Here is a 25035-nt window from a genome sequence, read left to right on the forward strand (position 1 = left end):
CAGCGCGGCGGCGGGAGTCGGCAGCGGCAGTCAGGAGCCACCTGACGACCCTCGCGGCCACGCTCCGGGTCCGCAACGGGTCGAGACCGCCGCCCGGGCCCGGGAGAGCCGGCTCAGGGAATCCGGCCAGTCACCCCGACCAGGAGACCGCTGCCCGGCCGTCGTTGCGGTGCTGACAGCGTTCAGCCCTGCCCGGGGCTGTCCGGGCGTCGGATCACGGGCAGCTCCGCCGCAGGTCAGGCGGGCTGCGTCCGCCCCCGGTCGGCCGGGTGGTCTCGACAGCTGAGCCCTCGCTCCTTCGGTGTTAGCGTCGCGCCCATGTCCAAGACCGAGATCGACGCACTGACCGCCGAGTTCTTCGGCGCCTTTGACAACCGGGGCGGCAAGGCTGCCGACGTGGACCGGATCCGGCGGCTGGTCCTTCCGAGCGGCGTGATCGTCACGACCGCCCCGAAGTTCACGGTCTACACCGTGGACGAGTTCATCGAGCCCCGCCGACGGCTGCTGTCCGACGGCCGACTGGTCGAGTTCTCCGAGTGGGAGACCTCCGAGCGAACCGAGATCGCGGGCGATATCGCGTCGCGGTTCGGCAAATACCGCAAGTCCGGGGTCTTGGACGGTGAGCCGTTCGAGGGTGTCGGGACCAAGACCATCCAGTTCGTCCGCACCGCGGACGGCTGGCGGATCACGGCATTCGCCTGGCACGACCGACCCTGATTCGTCGGGCATCCCGTCGGGGCGGGACGTCCGGCGGAGGGCTGCCCGTCTCCATGCGGTTCGCGGTCGCCAGATCACTCCTTCGAACCGCCGCCGCAACCGCATGAAGACGGGCCGAACCCTCCGAGCGGCAGGAACGGGCCGATCAACTCCCTTCTTTTGTACGGGAGTTCTGTACGCGTCACCTGAGGTCCTTCCGCCGGCCGGCAGACACCACAGGGAAGAGATGCCCCACCTCCTGCCCACAATCGAAGAGGTCCAGCCGACTGCCCTGGAGCTCCCCCTCGCCCGAGGTGCCGGAGGCCGAAGGTCTCACGCGCCGTTCCCCTGCCCGGATTACGGGGTCATCGTGTCCGGTAGGCGTCCATGACGGTTTGGGTGAGGGTGTTCCCGCCGGTGTCGGTCAGCTCCGCGCGCAACGAGACGCCGATCTCCGCGCGCGGGTTGTGGATCGTGACGGCGCCGCCCTCGACCGGGACCGGGGTCCACGAGGCGCCGCCGTCCACGGATACCGAGACGGCAAGCGAGCGCACACGTCCGTCCTCGGCGGCGCCCAGCACCGTGACGGGGATACGGAGTGTCGCGTCCGCCGCAGCGGTGCCGGTCGGGCTGAGCGCGGGCGAGAACCGCACGACGCTCACCGGCACCGGGGCCGGGCCGGTCGTGGTGAGCGAGGTGAAGGTCCACGACGCGGTCACACGCGTGGCGGTGCCGGGCGCACCCTTGCGATTCACCGTGCTGGTGAGCCGGTACTCCGCGCTGCCCGGCGGCACGGTGAACGCGGCTCGTCCGGGGGCGCCGGACTGGGTCCCGACGCGCACGCCGTTGCGGTGAAGAGTGGTCGAGGCCTTGTCGTACTGCGGTGACGACGGCACGTGGCCGTCGCCGTCGGCGAGCAGCGGGACATCGACGGTGACGCGGTCGCCGTCGCGTACGACGCCGGGGCGGCCGGTGAGGTCGGGGCCGAAGACGGCGTTGTCGAAGGTGTGCGTGGTCGTGCCCCCGGCCCGCACCGCGACGCCATTGGCGCTGTAGCGGTTCGGTGCCGCGCCGCGCGTACCGGGGGCTGTGTAGGTGATGTCCCAGGTGCCGCGTTCAGGCGTCACGAGGTAGGTCGCGGTGCCGGGGGTCGCCAGCATCCGGGCGACGCCGACGGTCGGTCCGGCACTCGGTTGCAGGTCGACGGACGCGGTCCCTGCGGTCCCCGGCCGGGCCGCGCCGCGTATCTGCACGGTGGCCAGGTCCTCCGGGGAGGGGTGCCGGGTGAGCCCTGTCAGGGCGCGGGGGCCGGTGAAGGTGTAGCCGAGCGCGTAGCCGACGGTCTCGGTCGTCCAGTACGCGTCGAACCACTGCTTCACCGATCCGGGTTCGCTGTCGGGGCCCAGGTGCGCGACGCGCAGGTTCGGGCTGGAGTTGACCAGGTTGGCGTCCCGGGTGGCGCCGTCGTGCGTGACCTGGACGAACATCGCGCTGTGCAGGAAGCCTGCGGAGCGGTCGGGCGGCCGTACGTCGACGGGGACGGTGGTCCGCGCATCGACGGTGATGGTGGTGTCGCGGTCGAGGTCGAGGCGCGGTTGGACGATCCAGTCCGTCCCGTCCGCTTCGTTACCGGTGGTCAGGGAACTGTCCAGGAGGTACCGGCCCCGGGGCAGGCGCACGGTGGTCGTGCCGGAGGCGTCGTACGGATGGACGGCCTCGTCGGCACCCGGGCCGGAGATTCCGGTGACGTTGGTGGCGTAGTCCCCCGTCCTGTGACCGGTGCGGTCGAGGTGAGTGATCGTCAGGGCGTATGTCGCCGGCTCCGCGGCGAAGGCGGTGGTGTCCCATGCGGGCGTCGCGCTGCCGACCAGGGCCACGGCGAGAGCCACAGTGCGGAGGACGCTCCGGCGGGGTACGGAAGAACTGTTCATGACCTGCACTGCGCTGCCGGGCGCCGGCGTTCCCGTGAGCTGTGTCACGTCGGGTGCAACGGCGCGGCCCAGGGCGGCACGTGTGGCGCACGTCACCGGAACCGGCGCAACGGACGTGGCAGAGCAGAGTGTGGAATCACTCATGAGGAATCGCTTCCGCCGCGGAGACCGCGACGCCTTGGGAGAGCTGTACGACGAGCACGCCCAGGTGCTGTACCGCTATGCCCTGCGGGTGACGGGCGACTGGGCGGAGGCCGAAGACGTCGTCTCGGCGACCTTCCTGGAGGCATGGCGCAGCCGGGAGAAGCTGCGCCCCGACGGGGACAGTCTGCGCCCGTGGCTGCTGGGAATCGCCACCAACATCATGCGCCGCAACGCACGCGCACGCCGACGCCGCGAGATCGCGCTCGCCCGCGTGCCGGAGCGCGGTTCGATTCCGGACTTCGTCGACGATCTCGTCACGCACCTCGCGGATGCCGAGCAACTGCGCGCCGCACACACCGCACTCGCCCGCCTGCGGCGCCGCGACCGAGAGGTCTTCACCCTCGTGGTGTGGGCCGGTCTGGACTACGCGGCCGCAGCCGACGCACTCGGTGTGCCGGTCGGCACCGTCCGGTCACGCCTGTCCCGCGCCCGTACCCGACTGCGTGAGCTCGCCGGCGCCGAAGCCCGCGCCGCGCGTTCGCAGGCCACGCCGGCCGGAGCCGATCGGCCGGCCGCGGCGGAAAGCAGGGAACACTCCGCCGGCCCCGCCAAGCCAGTACCGGGCCACACCCCCATGGCCCGGCCGTTGACCCAGGAGAACCACGGATGAACACCTCCCCCCGGCGCCGTACGCATCACCGGTCCGAGGAGACCGAACGCCTCGGACTCGCCGGCCTGCTGCCCCCGCCGCCGGTCCCCGGCCTGGATCCCGACCGTGAACTGCTGCTGAAGGAAGCACTGCTGCGCAAGGCTGCCCTCGCCGAACCGCCCGGCGTCCTCACCACCCGGGCCTCGCGCCCGCGCCGGCGCCTGATCCGGGTCCTGGCGCCGGCCGTCGCCTGCACCGTGGCGGTCTGCGGCGTCGTGGCCGTGAACCTCGCGGACAAGCCTGGGCGTGGCACCACCGCGGTCACACGTGGCGGCGCCCCCCGCGCACCCGAAGTGACACAACTCCTCGACCGCATCGCACTCGCCGCCGCCGGAAGGAAGCAACCGACGGTCCGTGCCGACCAGTTCGTGTACGTCGAGAGCAAGGTCGCCTACGCCGCGCAGAGCGCCGGAGGAGGCCCCGTGACCATGGCTCCCGTGCACACGCGGCAGGTGTGGTCGTCCGCCGACGGCAGCCGCCCCGGCCTGCTGCGCGAGGGGGGCGGGCCTGACACCCCGCTCGACGCGGACGCACCGGTCCACACCCTCGACGGCCCAGGAGCGACACCCCGGCCGAGCACCTTGGACGAGAGGGGCCCGTCGATCGGCAATCCGACCCACCAGTACGTCGCGTCGCTGCCCACCGACCCTGACGCCCTGCTGAAACTGATCCGGGACGAGACCCGCGGGCAGGGCCAGGACCCGGACCAGCGCGCATTCACCGCGATCGGCGAACTGCTGGCCGAGACCTGGGCACCCCCGCAGGTCAGCGCCGCGCTCTACAAGGCCGCTGCGCGGATCCCCGGGGTCACGGTGATCCATGCGGCCACCGACGCCACGGGACGCGAGGGCGTTGCCGTCGCCCGTACGGCGCACGGGCAGCAGACGCAGTGGGTCTTCGACCGGACCACGTACGCGTTCCTCGGTGAACGCACGGTCCTCACCGAAGCCGGCGACGCCGGCCCGGCCGGGACCGTTGTCGGCACCTCCGCGGTCCTCACCAAGGCCGCAGTCGACCGTGCCGGCGAGACTCCCGCGCCGATGACCGCATAGAGGGCCAGCCATACACATGGGCCGCGCCGGATCGCGGTTCCACCGGGTCCGGCGGCTACCGGCTCCCCTCCGTTCAGCAAGCCGCGAAGACCGCAATGGGCGATTGAGGCGGCCGATGACAGCGGTGCGGGACGGGGAGCCGGTCCCGGCCGGGACACGACCGTGGAATCAGATGGCACCGGCCCGTGTGCGGGCACGGACTGCGCCGTTCGGCGACCTCGTCCCCCAGCGGGTCCGGTCCCGGGCGCCGCCGGCCCCGGGACGACAACGCCCTGTGAGCAAACGCCTCCGAGCCGGGCGGGGCAAAGCTGCTCCGGTCGGCACCTGTGCCAGTGTGAGGTCATGCGTCGTGCGCTGGCCGCCCCTTTCGCGGTCGTGGCCCTGGCCGGTGTCATGCTCGTCCCTTCGTGTGGGGCGGGCAGCGGAGGCGAGGGCCCCGGCCGCCCCGGCATGCAGGGACGGGCGGCGGCAGGGGTCGAGCAATTGACCGTCAAGGTGGCGGAGATCCTGCCCCACGACCCGAAGTCCTTCACCCAGGGCCTGGAGATGACCGGCGGCATGCTCTACGAGAGCACGGGCTTGGCCGGACAGTCCTCGGCCCGGATGGGACCGCCGGGCAAGTCCCCAGTGGCCCGAGCCGAGTTGCCCCCGCCGCTCTTCGGTGAAGGAATCACCGTCATGGGGCCGACGCTGTTGCAGCTCACCTGGCAGAACGGCATCGCGGTCGAACGGGACGCAAGAACGCTGGCCGAGTTGCGCCGGGTCCCCTACCGGGACGAAGGCTGGGGCGTCTGCTACCAGCGCCGACGCGGGCGGCTGGTGACGAGCAACGGCTCCGCCCGACTCGCCTTCCGGGACCCCGGAACACTCCTCAAGACAGGGGAGATCACCGTCACCGCCGATGCGCGGCCTGTGGGACAGCTGAACGAGCTGGAATGCGTCGGCGACATCGTGTACGCCAACATCTGGCCCGAGGACCGGATCGTGCGTATCGACGCCACCACCGGCAGAGTGACCGGAGACATCCAGGTCCCGGCCCTGCTCAGCGCGGCCGAGAGGCGGCACGCAAACGTCCTGAACGGTATTGCTGCTGTTCCCGGAACCGATCAGTTCCTGCTCACCGGCAAGTGGTGGCCCAAGATGTTCCGGGTCGCCTTCGTTCCCAGGTGAACTGCCGCCCGTCATTCCGGCATCACGACGACTGCCGCGGTGAAACCCACACCGGGTACGACCCGGAGCGCGCCCGGGTGCGCACCTGTCCGGGGGCTTACGCGGCGTCGCCGCGCGGACACTTCGACTGAGCGGGCTGCGACGCTTGCGCGTTCCCCGCGCGCGAGACGCCGGACCGGCTGCCGGGGTGGACGGAGCGGGGGGCTGATGCGTGATGATGTTGCCCAGTTCAGTGGGTAGTTGGCCAGAAGAGCCGGTTGGGGGTCCTGCTTGTGAATGATGCGGTCGAGTTGGCGGACATGATCGCGCAGCTGCGCCAGGAGCTGAGCCGGGCGATGTCAGCCGGTGAGGACGCCGACCTGAGGTTCAAGGCGGAGCGGGTGGAGCTGGAGCTGACTGTGGGGGTGGAACGGACCCATGAGCCGGGGGTGAAGGTGAGGTTCTGGGTGTTCGACGCCAGCGCGACGGCGAAGCGGTCGGCCACGGTCACTCAGAAGCTCACGTTGACGTTGCAGCCGGTGCGCACGGACGCGCCGGACCAGATGGCGTTGATCTCCGGGGACGAGCTGCTCGGTGAGGACTGAGGGGGCGGCCGTGAGCGACGGACTGGACCCTCACCGCATCGCGGAGGTCATCGTCACCACCACCGCCGGCGGCGGACGGCGCGGGTCGGGGTACCGGGTCGGCGACACGGCAGTGCTGACCGCGTTCCATGTGGTGGCCGAGGCCGCAGACGTACAGGTGCGTTTCGACGCCGACCGACCGGGGCAGTGGGCCGCAGCCGCGGTGGTGGCCTGGTCGGACACCGGCACCGATGTGGCTGTGCTGACCTTCGCGCCCCAGCCGGGTGCCACTCCCGTGACACCCGCACGGTTCGGGCGTATCGGCGACGACCGTCATGCCGTCATCGGTGTGCATGCAGCGGGATTCCCGCTGTGGAAGCGTCGACGCAGCCCCGATGGGAGGCAGTTCCGGGAACTGCACCAGGCGGACGGAACCGTCGCGGCACTGTCCAACCTGAGGACCGGCACCTTGGAGATCACCGTTCCGGTGGCGGCTGCCGACCCCGACCCCCAGGTGTCGCCCTGGTCGGGGATGTCAGGCGCCGCCGTATGGGCCGGGAGCCACATAGTCGGGGTGGTCGCCGAACACCACCGGTGGGAAGGGATGGGCCGGCTGGCAGCAGCCCGCATCGACCACACCCTGCGCCGGGTCGGTGAGCCACATCGGAGTGAGCTGTCCGAGCTGTTGGTGATCGACGACCCGCAGGCGCTGCCTGACGTGGGTGCCGAGCCGCCCGCTTCGGGCTCTCCGCCGCCGCAGGCGGGCGCGAAGGTCATCGGGCTGCCCGTCACACATGGGCTCGAGTTGTTCAAGGACCGTGCCGAGGTACGCGAGATGATCGGCCGTCACCTCACGGATCCGGCCATCCGTATGGTGACCGTCACGGGCCGACGGGGCATGGGCAAGAGTGCGGTCGCCGCCAAGGTCATGGCGATGCTGGAGCAGGGCGAGTGGCCGGGCCACGCCCAGGCGCCGCTTCCGTCCGGACTCGTCCATCTGAGCACCCGCACGTCCGGTGTCTCCCTGGAACGCCTTTACCTCGACTGCGCCCGCGCGCTCGGCTCCGATCGCGAGACGCGTCTGCTGGGCATCTGGGCCACGAACCGCCCTGTACAGGACAAGATCAGTGAGCTGTTCGCCGCGATGGGGGACCAGCTCTTCATCATCCTGATCGACAATCTCGAGGACCGGCTTCAGGACGACGGCCGACTCGACGACGACGAACTCGCGATCTTCCTCGACTGCCTCTTCCGGGCACGGTCCACGCCACGGCTGCTGGTCACGTCGCAGATTCCGTTGCGGCTCGCACCCGAGTTGCGCCGTTTCGCCGCGGAGGTCGAGCTGTCCGACGGGTTGCCGCCCACCGAGTCCGTCGCGCTGCTGCGCGAACTCGACCACGACGGCAGCCTCGGCGTGGCGCAACTGTCCGACGATCAGCTGCTGCAGGCGGCGGTCCATGTCCACGGGGTTCCGCGCGCGCTGGAGCTGTTGGTGGGCGCCGTGGCCGACGACACGCTGACACTGCCGACGCTGCAGGACGTGCTGGTGGACTTCACCCTGCGCGGCGACGTGGTCGCCGGCCTCGCCGAGGACCGGTACCAGCGGCTCGGCCCTGAAAGCCGCACGGTGTTGAACGTCCTCGCGGTGCTGCGCACGCCCGTGCCACGGGAGGCGATCGAGTGGATCGTGGGCGGTCTCGATCCCGGCCTCGACGTCATGCCGGTCCTGTCCCACCTGCTCCGGATGCGCATGCTGTCGGTGGACCGGGCCAGCCGCACCTTGGCCCTGCACCCGATGGACGCCGACCTCGCGCACGGCGCCATGCCACGGGACGGCGCGCTGGGACGGCAGTCCATGGAGCGGCGGGCGGCCGACTGGTACGCGAGTATCGCCCCGCCCCGCGAGGACTGGCGCGGTCTGGACGACATACAGCCGTACCGACGCGAATTCGACCACCGGGTGCGCGCCGGGGACATGAACGGGGCCGCACTGGTCCTCGCCACCATCAGCGAATGGATGGTCTGGCACGGCTCGGTGCTTGCGGCGAACTCGATGCACCTGACACTGGAGGAACAGTTGACCGACGACCAAGCGCGTCTCGCCCATCTCATCAGCTTCGGGCACGTCCGGTTGGGCGGCGGCCCGTTGGCACACGCGACGGAACTCTTCACCGAGGCGGCCGACCTGGCCGAGCGCCTCGATGACCGCCATGCAATGCAGAACGCCATGTTCGGCCTGGGCGATGCCTACCGTCAGCTGGGCCGCCTCGACGCCGCCATCGGCCCGCTGGCCCGGGCCGGCGATCTGGCGCATGAGAACAACGACGCCGAAGCCGAGGTGCATGCCATCCTGAGCCTCAGCCTCGCCCACAGCACCCTGGGCGACGGGGCGGCGGCCCTTGCCGGTGCCGACCGGCTGCACGAACTCGCCCATACGTCGGGGGACCTGCTTACCGAGGCCCGTTCATGGAACGCCCGCTTCACCGCCCTGCTGACCATGGGCCGCTGGGAGGAGACCATCGCAGCGGGTGACAGGGCCGTGCGCGCCTACCAGGACGCGGGCATCCAGGAAGCCACGGACTACGCGCTGAACGCCAAGGGCGTGGCCATGCTCGCGACGGGGCGGGTGGCGGAAGCTCTGGCATCGCTGGAGGCTGCGCTCCAAGCGGCGTCGGCGATGGAGAATCCGCGCACCGAGGGTGTCTGCCTCTACAACATGGCATGGGCCCACTGGACCGACGGCGGGTACGGACAGGCCGCCGAGACAGCCGAGCGAGCAGCCGCCTCCCTGCAGCTCGCCGGGGCCACGGAAGCCGCCGCGGCGGAGGCGCTCGCCGAGGCGGCCCGCGCCCGGGCGGTGCCCGATCCGCAGGCGGCCGCCGCCGCGCTGGCCCGGGCCGCCGACGGCGTCGGAGGCAATGTCGAGATGGTCCGTCCGGCCTGGCTCATCGAGGAGGCAGGGCGGTTGCGCGGCGAAGCCTGACGCTCGGCCACCCGGGTGCCCTGGTGGTGACGGGTGCCGTGAGCGCCGTGCTCAGGTTCTTGCTCCCGATCGCTGCGGGTGTCATTGATTCCCGAGCTCGGAGCGGGGGACGCGTTCACCTCTCGTCGCCCGCTCCGCAACAGCCCGCTCGCCACTACTCACCGATGCGTACCATCGCGAGCGTGATGTTGTCGGGGCCTCCCGCCTCGATGGCGGCCTTCCACAGCTCGAAAGCGGCCCTGCCGTCGTTGTGCACGCGCAGCAGACTGTCGAGTGCGTCCTCCGTCACCGGGTCGGTCAGCCCGTCGGTGCAGACCAGGTAGCGATCACCTGTGGACAGCGGCGCCGTCGTCACGTGGGGCGTGATGGCGCTGAACCGGCGGGCGCCGCCGAGCGCCTGTGTGACAAGTGATGTGGTGCGCCGGCCCGGCGCCAACGGCGGGCTGTCGTCCACGCTCACCTGGCGGAGTCCGTCCCCGGTCGCGTCGAGCACCCTGCTGTCGCCGACGTTGAAGGCGAGCAGCGACTCCGCCAGCACGACGGCGCCCGCGACCGTGGTCCCCATGGCGACCAGTTCCGGATTGCCGTCGGCGGCTGCGTACACCGCATCATTGCAGGCGTTCAGAGCGTCACGAACGGCTTCCTCGCTGTCCAATGAAGGACCGAACGAAGCGAGTTGGCGGACGACCAGTGCACTGGCCACTTCGCCGGCGGGCTGCCCGCCGATCCCGTCGGCGACCGCGACGACGAGCGGGGTGCCGAGAGGGAACAACAGCGTCTGCGGATTCTCGGTCACGGTGCCGCACAGCGTCCACGGTCCGACAACGAGGCTGTCCTCGTTGTGATCGCGAATGAGCCCGGTGTGGCTCAATGCAGTGACGGCTATGTACGGCATCGAAGGCCCCGCTCTCCGCAACGGCAGGCGCGTCCCGCACCTCCATTGTGGCGCCGTGGGCACGCGGACGCCCGGACCACGCCTTCGCGGCGCCAGACTTACTAGCGGACGAGATAGTATCTTCCGCGATACTATCTCTTCGACTGGATGGTCAGGAGGGACCGCCGTGCACCGCTTCATCGGCCGGGCCCAGGAGCTGCGCATTCTGGAGCGGACGCTCGACGAGGTCCGGGCTGCCGCAGGGTCCGCGAAGCCTGGACAATGCACGCTTCTGCGCGGTCGGCGACGGGTCGGGAAGTCCAGCCTGGTCGAAGAGTTCCTGCAGCGTGCCGCGGTGCCGTATCTGTTCTTCACCGCGGCCGGCGGGTCGGCCGCGGACGAGCTCGCCGAGCTCGCCGATGCGGTGGCGACCTCCACCCTGCCGGAGCGCGGCCTGTACTCCGAAGAAGCACCGACCCAGTGGAACGCGGCCTTCAGACTGCTTGCGGAGATCCTGCCCGAGGACACTCCGAGCGTGATCGTCATCGACGAGGTTCCGTACCTCATGGACCGCGTCGACGCCTTCGAAGGCATGCTGCAGCGAACCTGGGACCGCCTGCTCAGCCGCAAGCCGGTGTTCCTGCTCCTGATCGGTTCCGATCTGTCGATGATGGAGGCGCTCAGCAGCTACGACCGCCCCTTCCATCAGCGCGGACGCGACATGGTGCTGGGGCCGCTCACCCCGGCCGACATCGCCGAGATGCTCGACCTGGACGCCGCCACCGCCTTCGACGCCACGCTGATCACCGGCGGACTCCCGCTGCTCTGCCGGGAGTGGCGCCCGGGGGCCTCCATGTGGGAGTTCCTGACCACCTCGCTGGAGAACCCGACCTCCGCCCTCCTGGTCTCCGCGGAACGCTCACTGGCCGCGGAGTTCCCGCCCCAGGCGATGGGCCGGGAAGTCCTGCGCGCCATCGGTACGGGGGAGCGGACCTTCAGCAACATCGCGCGGGCCGCCGGAGGCATCGCGCACAGCACCCTCAGCCGGGCCGCGGAACTGCTCATCGACAAGCGTGTGGTGGCTGCCGAGCTCCCGCTCTCCCTGCGCCCGTCCAAGGAACGCCGCTATCGGGTGGCGGACCCCTACATGCGGTTCTGGCTGGCCTTCGTCGAACCCCACATGGCGGAGATCGAGCGCCTGCGCGGGGACCTCACGCTCGCCCGGATCAGGGACCACTGGACCACCTGGCGCGGGCGCGCGGTCGAGCCGCTGATCCGCGAGTCGCTCGCACGCGCCCTGCCCGATGACCGGCTGCCCGCCGCACCGGCCATCGGCGGCTACTGGACGCGCAGCAACGACGTCGAGATCGACCTGGTGGGTGCCGACCGGCGGCCCGTCGCCAAACGGCTGCTGTTCCTCGGCTCGATCAAATGGCTGGAGACCTCGCCGTTCGACGGGCACGATCTCGCCGCCCTGCACAGACACCGGGCAGCCGTAACCGATGCTCCTGTGCCGCTCGTCGCGGTCTCGCGCTGCGGAGTCAGCTGTTCGGGGCTGCAGGCCGTCTACGGCCCCGAAGAACTGCTCGCCGCGTGGCGCACGCACCGATGAGCGACGGCGTGCGACCCGCACCCTTCGCGCCGCCCGTGCCCCTACGCGCCACTCAGGACGGTGCACAGCTGCCGCCAGGAGCGTCCTCGGACCGTCCGGAGCAATGCACGACGAGATCGCCCCGCAGAACCGGAGACGCACTGCCGGATACGCCGCGCCGCTGACGCCGGCCCTGCCCGCCCGTGCCTCCACCACGGCGCACTCGCCGGGTGAGGCGTTACGGCCCTCGGCCTCAGGGGCAGGGATCGGACCATGCCCATGCTCGTCGGAACCTCAGGGTGGCAGTACAAGGACTGGCGCGGCGTCCTCTATCCCCCCGGGCACCCGCAGCGGCTGTGGCTGGAGGAGTACGCCCGGCACTTCGCCACCGTGGAGAACAACAACGCCTTCTACCGGCTTCCCACGGCGGAGATCTTCGCCTCCTGGCGGGAGCGGACGCCGGAGGGGTTCGTCATGGCGGTCAAGGCCAGCCGCTACCTGACCCATCTGAAGCGACTGCACGATCCCGAGGAGCCGGTGCTCCGGCTCATGGATCACGCCGAGGGCCTCGGCGACCGCCTGGGACCCGTACTGCTCCAGTTGCCTTCGAACTTCCGTGAGGACATCGGGGCTCTGGACGCCTGCCTGAGCTGCTTTCCCGACCGGGTTCGGGTGGCCGTCGAACTGCGGCACACCTCGTGGTGGGAGGCGGAGCGGGAGCTCAGAGCGGTGCTGGAGCGGTATGGCAGCGCGCTGTGCTGGGCAGATCGTGGGTCCCGCCCGGTGACGCCGCTGTGGCGTACCGCGCCATGGGGGTACGTACGGTTTCACGGCGGCATCGCGGAGCCGCCGCCGCGCTACGGTCGCCAGGCGTTGACGTCCTGGGCCCGTCGCATCGTCGACGCCTGGCCCGACGAGGACGATGTGTATGTGTACTTCAACAACGACCTGGGTGGTGCGGCCGTCGTGGACGCCGTGAAATTCGCCCGCGCAGCGGCCGCGTTGGGCCGGACGGTGAGCCGCACGCCTCCCGGGGCCCTGCCGGAGCAGTCCACGTCCTGAGGGTTTTCCCGCCGGGCTCCGGTGGTTCCGGATGCGGGTCGCGAATTCCCGTACGCGGGGCGCGGCTTGAAGCAGCATGCACCTCGCCCGTCACGATGAGGCGGCCCGCACCGGTGGGACCTTCGCCCGGCGCCCCGGTGCGACCGCATGCCGTTGATTGGCGACCGTGCGGGACCTGGCTGATGATGGAAGTTCAAGGAGCGACGTCCGAAGGCTGGGCCATGGCGGTGTGGCACGTGCGGGACTTCACGCCGGACGATCTCGAATCGGTGGTGCGGCTCGACGCTGAGAGCGCCACGACCGACGAGCCCGCGGTGTTCCGCCTGTCCGAGGTCGTCGCCGCGGTGCAGGCGCAGAATCCCGGTGTCGTCGCGGTAGCGGACGGACATCTCGTGGGCGCGGCGGTGGGGCGGGTGGACGGCGACCGGGCCTGGGTGCTGCGTATCGCCCTGCACCCGGCCTGGCGGAACCTGGGGCTGGGCACGGCGCTGCTCTCCGCACTGGAGCAGCGCCTGCAGAGTGCCGGAGCCAAGATCGTCGCCGCGGTTCTGCCCGAGGAGGAGACGGGCGCCGCTGCGCTGGGCCATTCCGGGTTCCGACAGCATCGGGGGCTGACGTACTTCGAGAAGGTGCAGTCGGTGACCGCCCAGGACTCCGCGATCCTGTCCTCGCTCGGGGCGAAGGTGCCCGCTGCCGGGCTCTGGGAGAAGCTCTCGGGCATGGCGGACGAGAAACGGCTCGTCGAACGTCGACTGGTGCTTCCCCTGGCCAACCCGGAACTTGCTGACGCGCACGGCGTCGAACCACCCCAGGCCGTCGTGCTGTTCGGGCCCCCGGGTACGGGCAAGAGCACGTTCGCCAAGGCTGTGGCAAGTCGGCTCGGCTGGCCGTTCGTCGAGCTCTTCCCCTCCCGGCTCGCGCTGGAGGGCGGGCTCGCGAACGGACTCAGCCGCCGCTTCGAGGAGATCGCACAACTCGACCACGCGCTGGTCTTCATCGACGAGGTGGAGGAAGTCGCCGGCACCCGCAACCTCGCCGACCCCCCGTCCGTCGGCGTGGTCAATGAGCTCCTCAAATCGATCGTGCGGTTCCGCGACCGCGACGGCAGACTCCTCATCTGCGCCACCAATACGGTCGCCGCCCTGGATCCGGCCTTCCTGCGCCATGGCCGATTCGATTACGTCCTGCCCGTCGGGCCGCCCGACCACGAGGCCCGTAAGGCCCTGTGGACCAGCTATATCGCCAAGACCGGAGCCGAAGCCGACACGGCCGTGCTGGCCGAGGCCAGCGAGGGATTCACCCCCGCCGACATCAAGCAGGCCGCCCGCACGGTCGCCCAGGCCGTCTTCGAACGCACCCTCGACACCGGAGAGAGGGCCCAGCCCACCACCGAGGACTTTCTCCACACGATCAGACGCACACGTCCCACCGTCACCACCGACATGGCCCTGGAGTTCGCCGACCACACCATCCGCTACGGCCGCACCTGAAGGCCCGCGCCGGCGGTGATCCTCCTGGCGGGCCCACGGCTGGGCACGCTCTCCGAACGGCTCGGGCAGGGGCTTCCGGATGATCGCGGGAGGCGTACGAAACCGGGTGCCGCAGGAGAACACCCCGTGCTCGGCGAGCCCGGCCGCGGGACGGGTGCGCCCCGGTGTCCGTGGAGGTATACCTAAGGGCTGTCCCGTAATCCCTGGCGGAACAGCCCTTGGCCGCAGCCGAGGTGATCCCTTTTTGCCCGCCCGACCCAGGTGATCTTCTTTATTGCCTTTCGGACACCTTTCCATTCCGTGTGCCCTTATGAACGGCAAAGTTGCGCAGGGTGAAATGCAAAGAGATGGCGCATTCATTCGCCGGTGACATCTGCCACATCGATGTGCGGCAATAGGGTCTCCGAATAGTAGACATCACGGCGCCGACTTAATGAGATATGTCCGACTTGGCGTCACATGCCCCCCACAGGGTGGGCCGAAATCCGAACGACCGGGTGGCCTCGCCCGCTCATTCGGCGTGCAGGGAACCCTGACGACGCAACAGGACTTCTCACGGCCCCGGGAGCGGGACAAGCACGGCCGGACGACCGTGGCAAGGGCCGGACGCCCCTACGAAGCTCGATAGTAATTGGGCGTGTTGCCCCGCCTCGCGGCAGTTCCAAGAATGACGGCCGCACAGCATCTCCACAGCTCAAGCCCAGGACTGCGCCGAGCCTGCCCTACCGGGGGCTCTCCGCGATTACCGAGCGAGGTCACGCATGAGGAAGCACCGCAGGAAGACGTACTACCGGCCGATAGCCATCGCTGTCGTCGCAGCGGGAGCCGTGGGTATCCCCTCTGCGGCCATGGCCTGTCTGAGCTCTCCGGAGGACACAGGCAGCCGGCCCTCCGCCCACTGGACGACCGTGAGCTCCGCGCACCACTGGAAGGCCCCGAGCTCCGCGCACCACTGGACGCCTGGCCCCCGGGGGCAGAAGCCGACTGCGAGTGCGCCCACGAGCCCTGCGGCGTCTGCGAGCACACCGGCGGCACCTGCCCCGACCGCCACCCCCGCATCCGCGGACACGGCCCGCGTGCTGGCGCTCGTCAACAGCGAGCGCGGCAAGGTCGGATGCTCTCCCCTCACCGTCAATGCCAAGCTGACCAAGGCCGCGCAGGACCACAGCAAGGACATGGCCGACCACCGGAACATGTCCCACACGGGCTCCGACGGATCGTCGCCCGGCGACCGGATCACGCGAGCCGGTTACAAGTGGAGTGCCTACGGCGAGAACGTCGCCTACGGCTACTCCACCCCCGAGTCGGTGATGAACGCCTGGATGACCAGCCCGGGCCACAAGCGCAACATCCTCGACTGCACGTACAAGGAAATCGGCATCGGACTCGCGCAGCCCGGCCACTACTGGACGCAGGATTTCGGAACGGCCCGATAGCCGACCAGGAAATCCGGCCACGCCGTGCCCCGGATCTCACGTCCGTGGGGGCGGTGCGCACCCGCAGGTGGGACGGAGCGGCCAAGCTGCTGTTCCTGCCGGACGGGGTGTCCGCGCGTCGTCCGGGGCATCCACGCCGGCTAACGCCGCTGGAGCAGCCCGCTGTCCATCGCCACGACCACCGCGCGCGTGCGGTCGCTGACGTCGAGTTTCGCGAATATGCGCAGGAGATGGGTCTTCACCGTGGCCTCTCCGATGAACAGCCGCCGGCCGATCTCCGCGTTGGACAGTCCGTCGGCGACCGCGTTGAGCACCTCGGACTCGCGTGCAGTGAGTGCTACGGGCACGGGCTGCCGCATCCTGGCCACGAGGCGTTGCGCGACGCGCGGGGCGAGTACGGTCTCGCCCCGGGATGCCGCGTGGATGGCGTCGACGAGTTGTTCGCGCGTGGCGTCCTTGAGCAGATAGCCGGTCGCCCCCGCCTCGACGCCACGCTCGATGTCCGCATCGGTGTCGTACGTGGTCAGGATGAGTACCCGGGTCCGCGCGGAGCCGCCGACGATCTCGGCGGTGGCGCCCACCCCGTCGAGGACGGGCATCCGCAGGTCGAGCAGTGCCACATCCGGGCCGAGCCGCTCGACGAGCCGCACGGCCTCGCGGCCGTCTCCGGCCTCGCCGACGATGTCGATGGTGGGCTCGGAGGCCAGCAGCGCGGCAAGTCCGGCGCGCATCACCGTATGGTCGTCGGCCAGGATGATGCGCAGGGGGATTTCCGGCGTTGTCGCAGTCGTCATCTCACACCTGACCATTCATGGGAATCATCGCGAGGATTCGGGTTCCGTCACCGAGCGAACTGGTAACGGTGAGATCGCCGCCGAATTCGGCGAGGCGCTTGCGCATTCCGTCCAGCCCGAAGCCGTGGGACTCCTCGACCAGGAATCCACGTCCGTCGTCGGTGATCTCCAGCTCGACTCCGGCGGGGTGCCGCGCCAGGACGACGCCCACCGTGGAGGCGGCCGCGTGCTTGCGGATGTTGGCCAAGGACTCCTGGGTGCACCGCAGCAGTGCGACCCGAGTCGGTTGGTCGCACTCGATGTCGGACAGTTCCGCCGTGACGATGAGCCCGGTGTCCTCGGTGAACCGGTCCAAGGTGCGGCGGAGCGTCGCGGCGACCGATCCGTCGGCGATACCGCTGCGGGGGGCCGCGCCGACGAGGACGCGGGCCTCGGCGAGGTTCTCCCGGGCGGTCTGCTCGATGGACTGCAGCTGCTGGGCGCTCCGGTCGATGTCCACGGCGAGCCCGGACCGGGCCGCCTCGGCGAGCACAATGATGGAGGCGAAGCCCTGGGCGAGGGTGTCGTGGATCTCCCGGGCGAGGCGCTCGCGCTCCTCCGCGGCGCCCTGTTGCTGGTACACCTCGGCAAGCTTCAGCTGAGCGGTCTTCAATTCCGCCCTGAGTGCTGCCCGTTCATCCCGCAGTGCCAGGGCCCGTGGCGTCAGGACCGCGATCAGGATGCCCACCGCGTACACGGCGAGCGAGGAGATGGCGTTGGTGGTGAGAACATCGGTGCGCCACCCTTCCCGCAGGGTTCCGCCGACCGTGATCGCCACGGCGCCGAGGCCGGTGTAGACGACTGCGGACCTGAGACTGTCCACGAAGACGACGAACTGCGCGAGCGTCACGGTGTAGAACACCCCAAGGCCGTCGCCGAGGTAGGAGAGGCCGCCCAGTGCGACCACCAGGACGCACAGATAACCGTACGGGCGCAGTACGGGGTTGTCGGGGCGGCCGCGCACGAGCGCGTAGCAGAGGGCGAGGACGACCACCAGCGCGGGCATCCCGTACGTCGTCCTCGTGGGGGCGTCGCCCAGGACGGTGATCAAGGTGACGAGGGCGATGAGCGCCCAGGACAGACCCTCCCACCCATGGAGCGCCCATATCCAGAACGGGTCGCCGCGCTGCGGCCGTTGAAGCATGACCGTCAGACTATGTTCTGGAGCGGGAGGGTGGCGGGGGCCTCGGAGTCCGCGGTCCCGGTCCCCGGCCTGGGGCGCAGGGGCCACCAGGCTCGTTCACCGAGAAGCGTCAGGATCGACGGCAGGATCATCATCCTGATGATGATGGCGTCCAGCAGGACGGCCACTGCCAGGCAGAAGCCCATCTGCTTCATCTCGGTGAGGTGCAGGAAGACGAAGGCCGCGAACACCGTGACCATCACTATCGCCGCGCTGGTCACCACCTTGGCCGACCGGGCGATGCCGTCCAGTACCGCCGTACGGGCCGGCATCCCGTTCTCCCTGGCCTCCTTGATCCGGCTGACCACGAACACCTGGTAGTCCATCGACAGTCCGAAGAGGATCACGAAGAGGAAGAGCGGCACCCGCGAGGCGATCGCACCGAGGGAGTCGAAGTCGAGGAGGTTCTCCGCCCAGGTCCCCTGAAAGACCATGACCAGGGCCCCGAGCGCGGCCGCGGCGGACAGCAGGTTGAGGAAAACGCCGATCAGAGCGATCGTCACCGACCGGAAGGCCACCACGGTCATCACGAACGTCAGCAGCAGAAGGAAGCCGATGACCAGCGGCAGCTTGCTGTTCTCGTGTTTCACGTAGTCCTGGCCGCGGGCCACATCACCGCTCACCGCGGTCTCCGCGCCGGGCACACCGCCCACCGTGGCGGGCAGGTACACCTCGCGCAGGTGCTTGAGCGACTCGATCGCCCGGCCGGAGGGTGCGGGGTACGGGACGGCCAGTTCGAGCACGCTGATCCGGCCGTCGGTAGAGGTCCGGACCCTGGGGGGCTCGGCGTTCCGGGCGAACAGCGGGTCCGCCTGGGCCCGTCGCCCCAGTTCCACCAGGGCCTGCTCGACCTGCGGGGCCCGGTCGGGGGTGGAGCGGGTGACGACCTCGTGCCTGACGAGGAGCTCCGGGAACTTCGCGGTCAGCCGATCGTGGACCCGCATGGCGGGGATGTCGCGGGAGAAGGTGTCCTTGCCCGGGTCGATGAGTTTCAGCCCCAGCGCGGGCGCCGCTATGCCGAGCATGACCACTACGGAGACGCACAGGGTGATCGCAGGATGGAGACGCGCGGGGCGCAGCAGGGCGGCGAACACCTTGCCGTTCTCGGGCTTCACCTGCTCCGTACGAACCGGCTCGCCCCGGCTCGCCCGCCGCGCGGCTTTCTTGGCGGCCCGGCGTTCCGTACGGTGGCCGATCTTCACCAGCAGCGCGGGAAGCACGGTCAGGGAGCTGACCACGGCGACCGCCACGACCAGGATCGTGCCCGTCGCCAGCGAGGAGAAGATGACGTCCGTGGCCAGGTAGAGCGTCGCGGTGGAGACGATCACCGCGAGGCCGGAGACCACGATGGCCCGGCCCGCCGTCGCCGACGCGAGCTCCACCAGTGCTTCGGGGCTGAGCCGCCCGCCCGCGCGGGCCCGTTCCTCGCGTTCGCGCTTGAGGTAGAAGAGCGTGTAGTCGACGCCCACCGCGAGACCGAGGAGCAGGATCATGTTGGTCCCGACCCCGGGGTCGGGAAGGACGTGGGAGGCCACCATGGCCAGTCCCATGGTGGCGGCGATCGAGGAGAGCGCCAGCAGCAGTGGCACGCCGGCCATGACGACCGAGCCGAAGACGATCAGCAGGATGACGAGGGTGACCGGCAGCGTGATGCGTTCGGACAGTGCGAGGTCGTCGTCGCGCTGGTCGTTGACGCCCTTGCTGATGGCGGGCGATCCGGTCTCCTCCACGACCAGGTCCGGGTGATCCGCGGCCACCTCTGCCGTCTGTTCGAGGAGCGGGACGACGTTCTTCCTGCCGTCCAGCTCGGGGCCCTTCAGGACCACGGTCACGCGCAGGGCGCTGCCGTCCCTCGAGCGGACCGGAGCCGCCACGCTGTCCACCTCGGACAACTTATCCATCCGGACAGTGAGTTCACGGGCCGCGGAACCGGCCGCCGCCGCGTCCAGAGGGCCGGACCGTGCGCGGATCAGAACGTGCTCGGTGGGCCGGCGCTGGAGGCCGCCCTCGGTCGCCATTGCCTCGGCGCGCCCCGCCTCCCCGACCCGGAAATCCGCGGTGGTCGCCGCGTTGCTCCCCGTCGCGATGCCGGCGCCGAGGCACAGAATGACGAACAGCAACCAACCGGTGATGGCGCTCCACGGGTGCCGGGCGCTCCAAACGGCCATACGTACTGGGCGATTTCTCATACCTCGAATGCTGGTCCGCGGGACGGTGCTCCCGGCAGCCTCGACCGGTTGAACCTCGTGTCCACCAGGCGGTGGACACGAGGGGCCCATGCGTTGCCCGCCATGTCGTCCAGGACGTCGCCGTCGGGGCGTCACTGCGTGCGCGGCTCAGGAACTGCCGCTCGCGTTCTCCTGAAGGATCGCGACGATGTCGACCACGTCGTTCGCGATGGTCAGCACCCCGCTGATGTCGGGCGTCGAGGCGCCGTTCACCCCGATGAAGAACACGTCGTAGTGCCCCTGGCTCGTCTCCAGATACCCGGCCGTCGTCTCCGCGCCCACCGCCAGCCGGTCGTTGAGGAGGTCGCCACCGGCGACGGTGCCTGTCTTCGCGGAGACCTTGCCCCGGGCCGGGCAGTCGCGGCAGTTGTCCGCGAGGCTGCCGTCGACGCCCAGGGTGGGCAGAGCCTCCCGGAAGCGGTCCGCATCGGGAGTGCCCTGCCAGTACGTCAGGATCCGGGCGACGGCGCGGGGCGTGGTGCGGTCGGCCGGGTTGCCGCCACGGCCGTCGGCCAGCTGCACCGCCTTGCGGTCCACCTTCGCCTCGTCCAGGAACTTCGCCAGTGCCGGGAATCCGTCCGGGCACTGATGGCTTCCCGTACTGACGGCCATCAGGCAGATACCGAGGTTCGCCCCGAGGTTGTGACTCACCTTGAGGATGAGGCGGGCGTACTGCTCGAACGGCGGGGACGTGAACCGGGCCACCTCGGGCGCGCCCCGGTAGGAGTCGGGCAGCTTACCGGCCGGATTGGCTCCGACCGCGGCCGCGGTGACCTCGACCCCGGCCCGCTTCAGTGCCTCGATCAAGGCGGTGCGGCCGAAGGCGTTCGGGTCCCGGATCTCGGACACCCGCAGGACCGGGGCGGAACCGGCGGCGATGGTGCCGGAGAGCCGGATGCGGGTGCCGTCGGCGGAGGGCGTCACCGTGATGTCGGCGGGCTTGCCCGCCTCGACGGTTCGGACGGAGGACGTGACGCGGTACGGCGCCACCTTCGGGCGCCAGTCCAACTCGGCCGGCGCGCCCGGCCCTTCGCCGGGGATGGTGAGCAGGTCGATGAGATTGTCGTTGATGATCAACGGCGTCGGCGTCGGGTCGAGTTCCGGGTCGGGACGGAACAGCCGGGCGTCCACGACCACGTCGCCGTCCACCTTGGTGATCCCCGACGCGCGTACCTGCCGGGCCAGTTGGTCGATGCCGGCCAGCGGGTTCTGCGGGGTGAGGGTCGCTCCGGGGATGTCGTCGGCGTAGGTGTGGTCGATGGCGGTGAAGGCGACGGTGCCGTCCGCACGCGTACGGCCGCCGAGGGTCAGGTCGCCCTGCGCGACGAGGTCCAGGTCCCCGGTGAGGGTCGCGCCCCGGCGCTTTCCGACGGCATGGACCGGCGTGACGAAGCGGTGGTCGCTGCCGAGGGCGTGCCAGACGCCGCTGACACCGAACAGTTTGGCCACGGAACCGGGGATGAAGAACTGGTCCGCGTAGCGCGACTGCACCACCTCGCCGGTCTCCGGGTTCTGCTCGAACAGGCCCCACTGGGCGTGCGGGTAGTCGGGCTTGCGCATGATCGAGGAGATGCGCGGGTCGAGCTCGTCCGGGTCCTTCGACGGCATCACCCAGTCCATGCCGAACGCGGCGACGGTGGCGACCAGCAGGAGGCCGAGGAGCGTGAAGACGCGACGTTGCCTCTGGTTCCGGCGTCGATTTCCGGTGACGGCTGATGACATGCGGACTCCGCCGGTGTGTGTGCTGCACGGGGACCGGGAAAGGGGCGCTCTGAGGTTATGACTCGTGGGCGGCGCAGGCTGGTGGAGAGGCGCGGCACGGCGGGCACATCCCTCGGACGGTGGCGGGAGGCGGTGGAGCGGGTGTGTCCGGACGGTCGTGGCACGGAGCGTGTCCGTACCGTCACGGCGAGATGATGGGCGCATGACCAACGATCCGGTGGGGTTCCTGCGCGCCCGCCTCGACGAGGAGGCGGACCTGGCCCGCCGCTGCGACGGTGACGGCTGCGGCGAGTGGACCGCGCTCGGCGGCACCGTCGACTTCTGCCGGATGGATCTCTCCGGGTTCCCGCCCGTCATCGCCCGGCACATCGCCGTGCACGACCCGGCCCGCGTCCTGCGGGAGATCGAGGCCGAGCGGGGTGTCCTCGCCCGCCATGCGTTCAGTCCTGCCGGCGGCGACCCCGAGCTGCCGTGGGACGACCGGGACGACTGTCGGTACGACGGCGAGCTCCGGCCCTGCGACGACGTGCTGGACCTGGCGCTGCCCTACGCCCACCACGCCGACCACCGGCGGGAGTGGCTGCCGCGTCGCATGCGCGACAGCGGCTGAGGGCTGCCACGGGGCTCACCGGCCCAGGAGGGCCGGGAGGTCGGCGATGGAGTCGAGGACGTGGTCCGGGGTACCACTGGCGGAGCGGTGTGCCTCGGGCAGGTATTTGCCTGTTCTGACGAGGACGCCAGTGATGCCGCACCGCTGGGCCGCGAGTACGTCGGTCTCGATGTCGTCGCCCACCATCAGCGCGGCGGACGCGGTGGCCCCGAGGTGGGCCAGAGCGGTGGCGTAGAACGCCTCGGCGGGTTTGCCCGTGATTTCCGCCTCGATCCGGGCGGCCTGTTCCAGCCCCGGGAGGAAGGCCCCGGTGTCGAGAGCGAGACCTTCCGCCGTACGCCAGTACAGGTTGCGGTGCATGGCGATCAGCCGGGCACCGTGCTGGAGGTGGCGGAACGCGGCGTTGAGCGACGCGTAGTCGAACGCGTCGCCCGCGCCTCCCAGGACGACCACGTCCGCGGTGGCGCTCTCCCCCACGTCGACGAGGGTCACGCCCGTCAGGTCCTCGCTCACGTCGCCGCTGTTGAGCAGTGCGCACCGGGCACCCGGGCAGTGGGCGCGCAGGTACGCGGCGGTGACGGCGGGCGCGGTGAGGATGTCGTCCTCGCCGACGGGGAAGCCCGCCGCGGCCAGCTTCGCGGCGATCCGGGCGCGGGTGCGTGAGGTGGTATTGGTGACCAGGGCAAACGGAAGTCCGGCGGTACGCAGCCGCTCCAGGGCCGCCACCGCGCCGGGCAGCGGTTCCCAGTCGATGGTGAGGACCCCGTCGATGTCGATCAGTGCCGCTCCGATCCGTTCCATGGATCGACCGTCGCCGACTTGCGCAGGCGCCGCAAATGGGGTTGCTTCGAAGTAGGTGCGTACGTGCCTCTGTCTCCCCTGGGTCGGAGGTGAACCACCGTGTTGTTCACCGATCGCACGGATGCGGGCAAGCAGCTCGCCGAAGCGCTCCGGCATCTGCAGGGGGAGGAAGCGGGGGAGAGCCCCGTCATTCTGGGGCTGCCCCGGGGCGGGGTGCCGGTCGCCGCGGCGGTGGCGACGGCACTGGGCGCACCTCTCGATGTGATCGTGGTCCGCAAGCTCGGTGTTCCGTACCACCGTGAGCTGGCCTTCGGTGCCATCGGGGAGGGCGGGGTGCGGGTGATCAATGACGACGTCGTGCGCCGCGGAGGGATCAGCCGCGGGGACATCGCGTCGGTGGAGCGTGCCGAGAAGGCGGAGCTCACCCGGCAGGCACGGCAGTTCCGGGGCGACCGGCCGCGGTTGGAGCTGGCCGGCCGTACCGCGATCGTGGTCGACGACGGGGTGGCGACCGGCGCCACGGCCTCGGCCGCCTGCGAGGTCGTACGGGCGCAGGGCGCGGCCCGGGTGGTGCTGGCGGTCCCGGTGGCGCCCGCGGACACGGTCGCCTGGTTGCGTACGCAGGTGGACGAGGTGGTCTGTCTCTCCACGCCTGCGCTCTTCTCGGCCGTCGGCGAGTGGTACCGGGACTTCTCCCAGACGCCCGACGAGGAAGTTCTCGCCCTGTTGAAGGATTAAGGGCTGTCCCGTAATCCCTGGCGGGCGCACGACGACAGCTACGGCACCTCGCTGCGTTGTCGGAACGCCCGAATACGCCCGGTATGAGGACGCTCCTCCGCCTTGCGATGCACCGCATCTGACGCCGCGCGCTGTTCCGCCAGGGATTACGGGACAGCCCTTAGCGGGTGCCAGGCGGACCGGACGGGGCCCCGGGTCCGGGTCCGGTGTCCGGACCCGGCGCACTGCCGCAGTTGCTCAGCCCTGCTTGCCGAACCGCAGCTTCCACGGCGCCACCGCCGACTCGATCTGCACGCGCAGCCCGAGCTTCGACTCGCCGTTCACCCGCTCCTCGAACCGGATCGGGACCTCGACGATCCGCAATCCGCGCCTGACCGTCCGGTAGTTCATCTCCACCTGAAAGGAATATCCATTGCTGCGGACGGTCGGCAGATCGATCGATTTCAGGGTGTCCGCCCGCCATGCCTTGAACCCGGCGGTGGCGTCCTTCACGTGCAGCCGCAGAATCGCATTGACATAGAAATTGGCCCAGACGGAGAGCGCTTTGCGGTGCCATGGCCACTCGGTGGCGAGCGAACCGCCTTCCACATAGCGGGACCCAATGACGACGGCGGCATTCTCGGCGAACAGTTTCTCGACCATGACCGGAACCACCGACGCCGGATGGGAGAGGTCCGCATCCATCTGAATGACAACTTCCGCTTTCTCTGCCAGCGCACGCGTCATTCCGGCCACGTAGGCCCGCCCGAGCCCGTTCTTTTCGGTGCGGTGCAATACCCCGACCAGGCCCGAGGTCTCGGCCGCGAGCCGGTCCGCAACATCCCCCGTACCGTCGGGCGAATTGTCGTCGACCACCAGAATGTGCAGGTTCGGAAGGCGCAGATCCATGAGCAGATCGACGAGGATCGGCAGATTCGTCCGTTCGTTGTAGGTGGGGACGACCACCACAATCCTCGGGGAAGTCTTCTCCACGGCCATTCCCTTGCGCTCTCTCGTGTTCTCGGGGGTTCCCAGACGTTCTCAGACGTTCTCGGGGGTTCTCCGGTTTTCCGCGCCCGATCCGCGCGAGCCTAGCACCCGCCCCGAGTTCCTCTGAATGAGCGAAACAGAATTATCCGGATTTCCCTCCCTCCTTCGCGGCGCCGTGGGTACGCTGACGAGCGGAGCCCCGGAGCTCTATGGACCTCTTCCGTCACCGAATCGGAGTCGCGCCATCAAC

General features: G+C 70.1%; 19 protein-coding genes and 1 pseudogene. 12 read left to right on the plus strand and 8 right to left on the minus strand.

Annotation, left to right across the window (positions count from 1 at the left end):
• Positions 1 to 318 precede the first annotated feature (318 nt).
• Positions 319 to 717, plus strand: a complete 399-nt coding sequence (locus ACFU8W_RS05065) for a DUF4440 domain-containing protein (protein ID WP_384032375.1) — start codon at positions 319 to 321, stop codon at positions 715 to 717.
• 344 nt (positions 718 to 1061) lie between these two features.
• On the opposite strand, the gene ACFU8W_RS05070 is transcribed toward ACFU8W_RS05065, so the two are convergent.
• Positions 1062 to 2627 carry a serine protease gene (locus tag ACFU8W_RS05070; protein ID WP_384032377.1) on the minus strand — a complete coding sequence of 522 codons (1566 nt, stop codon included), beginning with the start codon at positions 2625 to 2627 and terminating at the stop codon, positions 1062 to 1064.
• Positions 2628 to 2769: 142 nt separating this feature from the next.
• Between ACFU8W_RS05070 and ACFU8W_RS05075 the strand changes: the two genes are divergently transcribed.
• The 5 genes from ACFU8W_RS05075 to ACFU8W_RS05095 all read left to right on the plus strand — a co-directional run bounded on the left by ACFU8W_RS05075 (position 2770) and on the right by ACFU8W_RS05095 (position 9248).
• Positions 2770 to 3441, plus strand: a complete 672-nt coding sequence (locus ACFU8W_RS05075; protein WP_384032379.1) for an RNA polymerase sigma factor — start codon at positions 2770 to 2772, stop codon at positions 3439 to 3441.
• Positions 3438 to 4532, plus strand: coding sequence for a CU044_5270 family protein (locus tag ACFU8W_RS05080; RefSeq protein ID WP_384032381.1), 1095 nt, complete (start codon positions 3438 to 3440; stop codon positions 4530 to 4532). The genes ACFU8W_RS05075 and ACFU8W_RS05080 overlap by 4 nt, the downstream gene beginning before the upstream one ends.
• A gap of 342 nt (positions 4533 to 4874) precedes the next feature.
• On the plus strand, positions 4875 to 5702 hold the full coding sequence (locus ACFU8W_RS05085; RefSeq protein WP_384032383.1) for a glutaminyl-peptide cyclotransferase: 828 nt from the start codon (positions 4875 to 4877) through the stop codon (positions 5700 to 5702).
• A 272-nt stretch (positions 5703 to 5974) separates the two neighbouring features.
• On the plus strand, positions 5975 to 6286 hold the full coding sequence (locus ACFU8W_RS05090) for a trypco2 family protein (protein ID WP_345517329.1): 312 nt from the start codon (positions 5975 to 5977) through the stop codon (positions 6284 to 6286).
• Between the two features lie 10 nt (positions 6287 to 6296).
• Positions 6297 to 9248 carry a trypsin-like peptidase domain-containing protein gene (locus ACFU8W_RS05095; protein WP_384032385.1) on the plus strand — a complete coding sequence of 984 codons (2952 nt, stop codon included), beginning with the start codon at positions 6297 to 6299 and terminating at the stop codon, positions 9246 to 9248.
• Between the two features lie 154 nt (positions 9249 to 9402).
• Here the strand turns inward: ACFU8W_RS05095 and ACFU8W_RS05100 are convergent, their stop codons facing one another.
• Positions 9403 to 10143, minus strand: coding sequence for a PP2C family protein-serine/threonine phosphatase (locus ACFU8W_RS05100; RefSeq protein ID WP_384032387.1), 741 nt, complete (start codon positions 10141 to 10143; stop codon positions 9403 to 9405).
• Between the two features lie 166 nt (positions 10144 to 10309).
• Between ACFU8W_RS05100 and ACFU8W_RS05105 the strand changes: the two genes are divergently transcribed.
• The 4 genes from ACFU8W_RS05105 to ACFU8W_RS05120 all read left to right on the plus strand — a co-directional run bounded on the left by ACFU8W_RS05105 (position 10310) and on the right by ACFU8W_RS05120 (position 15701).
• Complete coding sequence (locus ACFU8W_RS05105) at positions 10310 to 11734, plus strand: ATP-binding protein (RefSeq protein ID WP_384032389.1); 1425 nt, start codon at positions 10310 to 10312, stop codon at positions 11732 to 11734.
• Between the two features lie 252 nt (positions 11735 to 11986).
• A complete protein-coding gene (locus tag ACFU8W_RS05110) occupies positions 11987 to 12775 on the plus strand; it encodes a DUF72 domain-containing protein (protein WP_384032391.1) in 789 nt (262 codons plus the stop codon).
• 221 nt (positions 12776 to 12996) lie between these two features.
• Positions 12997 to 14265, plus strand: a complete 1269-nt coding sequence (locus tag ACFU8W_RS05115) for an ATP-binding protein (protein WP_384032393.1) — start codon at positions 12997 to 12999, stop codon at positions 14263 to 14265.
• Between the two features lie 761 nt (positions 14266 to 15026).
• Positions 15027 to 15701 carry a CAP domain-containing protein gene (locus tag ACFU8W_RS05120; protein ID WP_384032395.1) on the plus strand — a complete coding sequence of 225 codons (675 nt, stop codon included), beginning with the start codon at positions 15027 to 15029 and terminating at the stop codon, positions 15699 to 15701.
• Between the two features lie 140 nt (positions 15702 to 15841).
• Here ACFU8W_RS05120 and ACFU8W_RS05125 read toward each other — a convergent pair whose 3' ends face one another.
• The 4 genes from ACFU8W_RS05125 to dacB all read right to left on the minus strand — a co-directional run bounded on the left by ACFU8W_RS05125 (position 15842) and on the right by dacB (position 21667).
• Entirely contained in the window at positions 15842 to 16495 is a 654-nt protein-coding gene (locus tag ACFU8W_RS05125) for a response regulator (RefSeq protein WP_384032397.1), read from the minus strand.
• A 1-nt stretch (position 16496) separates the two neighbouring features.
• Complete coding sequence (locus tag ACFU8W_RS05130) at positions 16497 to 17678, minus strand: histidine kinase (protein ID WP_384032399.1); 1182 nt, start codon at positions 17676 to 17678, stop codon at positions 16497 to 16499.
• A 5-nt stretch (positions 17679 to 17683) separates the two neighbouring features.
• Entirely contained in the window at positions 17684 to 19906 is a 2223-nt protein-coding gene (locus tag ACFU8W_RS05135) for an MMPL family transporter (RefSeq protein ID WP_384032401.1), read from the minus strand.
• A 147-nt stretch (positions 19907 to 20053) separates the two neighbouring features.
• A complete protein-coding gene (dacB, locus tag ACFU8W_RS05140) occupies positions 20054 to 21667 on the minus strand; it encodes a D-alanyl-D-alanine carboxypeptidase/D-alanyl-D-alanine-endopeptidase (protein ID WP_384032403.1) in 1614 nt (537 codons plus the stop codon).
• 202 nt (positions 21668 to 21869) lie between these two features.
• Here dacB and ACFU8W_RS05145 point away from each other — a divergent pair, with 202 nt between their 5' ends.
• A complete protein-coding gene (locus ACFU8W_RS05145; protein WP_384032405.1) occupies positions 21870 to 22277 on the plus strand; it encodes a DUF6221 family protein in 408 nt (135 codons plus the stop codon).
• Between the two features lie 15 nt (positions 22278 to 22292).
• On the opposite strand, the gene ACFU8W_RS05150 is transcribed toward ACFU8W_RS05145, so the two are convergent.
• Positions 22293 to 23078 (minus strand): HAD-IIA family hydrolase, encoded by a 786-nt coding sequence (locus ACFU8W_RS05150; protein ID WP_384032407.1) that lies wholly within the window; start codon positions 23076 to 23078, stop codon positions 22293 to 22295.
• Positions 23079 to 23177: 99 nt separating this feature from the next.
• Here ACFU8W_RS05150 and ACFU8W_RS05155 point away from each other — a divergent pair.
• Positions 23178 to 23807: pseudogene (locus tag ACFU8W_RS05155) on the plus strand (phosphoribosyltransferase); the annotation flags it as partial.
• Between the two features lie 246 nt (positions 23808 to 24053).
• On the opposite strand, the gene ACFU8W_RS05160 reads toward ACFU8W_RS05155, so the two are convergent.
• Positions 24054 to 24794 carry a polyprenol monophosphomannose synthase gene (locus tag ACFU8W_RS05160; RefSeq protein WP_345517318.1) on the minus strand — a complete coding sequence of 247 codons (741 nt, stop codon included), beginning with the start codon at positions 24792 to 24794 and terminating at the stop codon, positions 24054 to 24056.
• Positions 24795 to 25035: the final 241 nt, after the last annotated feature.

It is taken from the genome of Streptomyces sp. NPDC057565 (genome assembly GCF_042801455.1).
GTDB classification, from domain to species: Bacteria; Actinomycetota; Actinomycetes; order Streptomycetales; family Streptomycetaceae; genus Streptomyces; species Streptomyces yanii.

Excerpts from the sequence above, each read along its gene's own strand:
- ACFU8W_RS05065 (WP_384032375.1), top strand. The coding sequence starts at position 319 with ATGTCCAAGACCGAGATCGACGCACTGACCGCCGAGTTCTTCGGCGCC.
- ACFU8W_RS05070 (WP_384032377.1), bottom strand. The coding sequence starts at position 2,627 with ATGAACAGTTCTTCCGTACCCCGCCGGAGCGTCCTCCGCACTGTGGCT.
- ACFU8W_RS05075 (WP_384032379.1), top strand. The coding sequence starts at position 2,770 with ATGAGGAATCGCTTCCGCCGCGGAGACCGCGACGCCTTGGGAGAGCTG.
- ACFU8W_RS05080 (WP_384032381.1), top strand. The coding sequence starts at position 3,438 with ATGAACACCTCCCCCCGGCGCCGTACGCATCACCGGTCCGAGGAGACC.
- ACFU8W_RS05085 (WP_384032383.1), top strand. The coding sequence starts at position 4,875 with ATGCGTCGTGCGCTGGCCGCCCCTTTCGCGGTCGTGGCCCTGGCCGGT.
- ACFU8W_RS05100 (WP_384032387.1), bottom strand. The coding sequence starts at position 10,143 with ATGCCGTACATAGCCGTCACTGCATTGAGCCACACCGGGCTCATTCGC.
- ACFU8W_RS05110 (WP_384032391.1), top strand. The coding sequence starts at position 11,987 with ATGCCCATGCTCGTCGGAACCTCAGGGTGGCAGTACAAGGACTGGCGC.
- ACFU8W_RS05115 (WP_384032393.1), top strand. The coding sequence starts at position 12,997 with ATGGCGGTGTGGCACGTGCGGGACTTCACGCCGGACGATCTCGAATCG.
- ACFU8W_RS05120 (WP_384032395.1), top strand. The coding sequence starts at position 15,027 with ATGAGGAAGCACCGCAGGAAGACGTACTACCGGCCGATAGCCATCGCT.
- ACFU8W_RS05125 (WP_384032397.1), bottom strand. The coding sequence starts at position 16,495 with ATGACGACTGCGACAACGCCGGAAATCCCCCTGCGCATCATCCTGGCC.
- ACFU8W_RS05130 (WP_384032399.1), bottom strand. The coding sequence starts at position 17,678 with ATGCTTCAACGGCCGCAGCGCGGCGACCCGTTCTGGATATGGGCGCTC.
- ACFU8W_RS05135 (WP_384032401.1), bottom strand. The coding sequence starts at position 19,906 with ATGAGAAATCGCCCAGTACGTATGGCCGTTTGGAGCGCCCGGCACCCG.
- dacB (WP_384032403.1), bottom strand. The coding sequence starts at position 21,667 with ATGTCATCAGCCGTCACCGGAAATCGACGCCGGAACCAGAGGCAACGT.
- ACFU8W_RS05145 (WP_384032405.1), top strand. The coding sequence starts at position 21,870 with ATGACCAACGATCCGGTGGGGTTCCTGCGCGCCCGCCTCGACGAGGAG.
- ACFU8W_RS05150 (WP_384032407.1), bottom strand. The coding sequence starts at position 23,078 with ATGGAACGGATCGGAGCGGCACTGATCGACATCGACGGGGTCCTCACC.
- ACFU8W_RS05160 (WP_345517318.1), bottom strand. The coding sequence starts at position 24,794 with ATGGCCGTGGAGAAGACTTCCCCGAGGATTGTGGTGGTCGTCCCCACC.